Origin of the sequence: Acidovorax sp. NPDC077693 (assembly GCF_044542805.1) — a bacterium.
Lineage (GTDB): Bacteria > Pseudomonadota > Gammaproteobacteria > Burkholderiales > Burkholderiaceae_C > Acidovorax.
This window is the reverse complement of sequence record NZ_JBITVD010000039.1, coordinates 1-1,911: the sequence shown is the minus strand read 5'-3', so window position 1 is coordinate 1,911 and position 1,911 is coordinate 1. Positions and strand designations below refer to the sequence as shown.

Sequence of the window (1,911 nt, the reverse complement as noted above, 5' to 3'; positions counted from 1 at the left end):
AGTTTGACGATTGCAACCTTGGTGACGAGCACTTTCTTGAAACGGACCAGCGACACGGGATCGGCGTAACGGGGCTCGACGACGAGCACGTTCACCAGATTGCGCGATGCCAGGTACAGGTTTTCGTCCACTTCCTCGGCGATCACCATCACCGATTGCAGGTTCATCGCCTTGAACTTGTCGGCCAGAACCTTGGTCTTGGGCGAGTCCAGCTTCAGCGAGTCGACCACAGCCAGACGGCCTTCACGGGCGAGCTGCGACAGGATCGCAGACATGCCGGCGCGGTACATCTTCTTGTTGATCTTTTGCGTGAAGTTTTCGTCAGGCATGTTCGGGAAAATCCGACCGCCCCCGCGCCACAGTGGCGACGAGGTCATACCTGCACGTGCGTTACCCGTACCCTTTTGCTTGAAAGGCTTCTTGGTCGAGTGACGAACTTGCTCGCGGTCCTTCTGGGCGCGCGTGCCTTGGCGTGCGTTGGCCTGATAGGCCACCACGATCTGGTGAACCAGATCTTCGTTGTATTCACGACCGAACACGGTTTCTGGAACATCCAGCTTGGATGCGCCTTGGCCTTGGTCATTCAGGAGTTCGAGCTGCATTAGTTCGCTCCTTGTGCTTTGGCCTTGACCGCTGGACGCACCGTCACGAACCCACCCTTGGAGCCCGGAATAGCGCCCTTGATCAAGAGCAGTTGACGCGCTTCGTCGATGCGGATCACATCGAGGTTTTGCGTGGTCTTGGTGACATCGCCGAGGTGGCCCGTCATCCGCTTGCCGGGAACACGCGACCTGGGTCTTGTGCCATACCGATCGAGCCAGGCACGTTGTGCGAACGGCTGTTACCGTGCGACGCGCGCTGCGAGCTCATGTTGTGGCGCTTGATGGTGCCGGCGTAGCCCTTACCGATCGAAGTACCTTGCACGTCGACCTTTTGGCCCACGGCAAACACATCCGCCACGGGCACAGCGGCACCAGCGGCATACTTGCCGGCGGTTTCAGCGGTCACGCGGAATTCTTGGATGATTTCACCGGCTTCCACACCTGCCTTGGCAAGGTGGCCGGCTTCTGGCTTGGTCACGCGCGATGCTTTGCGCGAACCGAACGTGACCTGCAGGGCCACGTAGCCATCGTTCTATTGGGTTTTGATCTGGGTAACGCGGTTGTTGGACACATCCACCACCGTGACAGGCACTGCGTCCCCATCATCAGTGAACAGACGCATCATGCCCACCTTGCGACCCAGCAACCCGAGGGAGTTGCTCAGACTCATTGGTTTTCTCCAAAACTCTCACCGCCCCAACTTCAATTGGCTGTGGCGTTGCACTCGCGTGCATGAAAGAAGGTTAATAAAACTCCGCAAAAAGCGCCCGCAAGCGGGCGCAAATGAAGCGAAGCCCTAAAGTATAACGCGAACCGCTTTTTCAAGCAAGTTCGCGTTATTTCTACCAGGGCGGGCACCGGGCCCGCCCCGAAGCTGCCATTACTGGAGCTTGATTTCGACGTCCACGCCTGCGGGCAGGTCGAGCTTCATCAGGGCGTCCACGGTCTTGTCCGTAGGGTCCACGATGTCCATCAGACGCTGGTGCGTGCGGATTTCCAGCTGGTCGCGCGACGTCTTGTTGACGTGGGGCGAACGCAGGATGTCGAAGCGCTTCATGCGGGTCGGCAGGGGCACGGGGCCCTTGACGATCGCGCCGGTGCGCTTGGCGGTGTCAACGATCTCGGCGGCGGACTGGTCGATCAGCTTGTAATCGAAGGCCTTCAGGCGGATGCGGATTTTTTGCTTGGACATGGCAAGTTCCTTCTGATGCTTGTGAATTAAGCAATGATCTTGGCCACGACGCCAGCGCCCACGGTGCGGCCGCCTTCGCGGATAGCGAAGCGCAGACCTTCTTCCATGGCGATGGGG

2 protein-coding genes and 2 pseudogenes are annotated in these 1,911 nt (G+C 59.0%); all 4 read right to left on the bottom strand.

Annotation, left to right across the window (positions count from 1 at the left end):
- Nucleotides 1-602: 50S ribosomal protein L4 (gene rplD / locus ACIGHN_RS27995; protein ID WP_396507583.1), on the bottom strand; the 602-nt coding region annotated here is incomplete at its 3' end.
- Nucleotides 602-1,272 (bottom strand): annotated as a pseudogene (gene rplC, locus ACIGHN_RS27990) (50S ribosomal protein L3). The gene rplD and the pseudogene rplC, both read right to left, overlap by 1 nt.
- A 210-nt stretch (nt 1,273-1,482) precedes the next feature.
- Complete coding sequence (gene rpsJ, locus ACIGHN_RS27985) at nt 1,483-1,794, bottom strand: 30S ribosomal protein S10 (RefSeq protein ID WP_005796953.1); 312 nt, start codon at nt 1,792-1,794, stop codon at nt 1,483-1,485.
- Nucleotides 1,795-1,820: 26 nt separating this feature from the next.
- Nucleotides 1,821-1,911 (bottom strand): annotated as a pseudogene (locus ACIGHN_RS27980) (elongation factor Tu); the annotation flags it as partial.

What these genes read in the sequence shown, in the direction of transcription:
- rpsJ (WP_005796953.1), bottom strand. Translation starts at nt 1,794, where the DNA reads ATGTCCAAGCAAAAAATCCGCATCCGCCTGAAGGCCTTCGATTACAAG.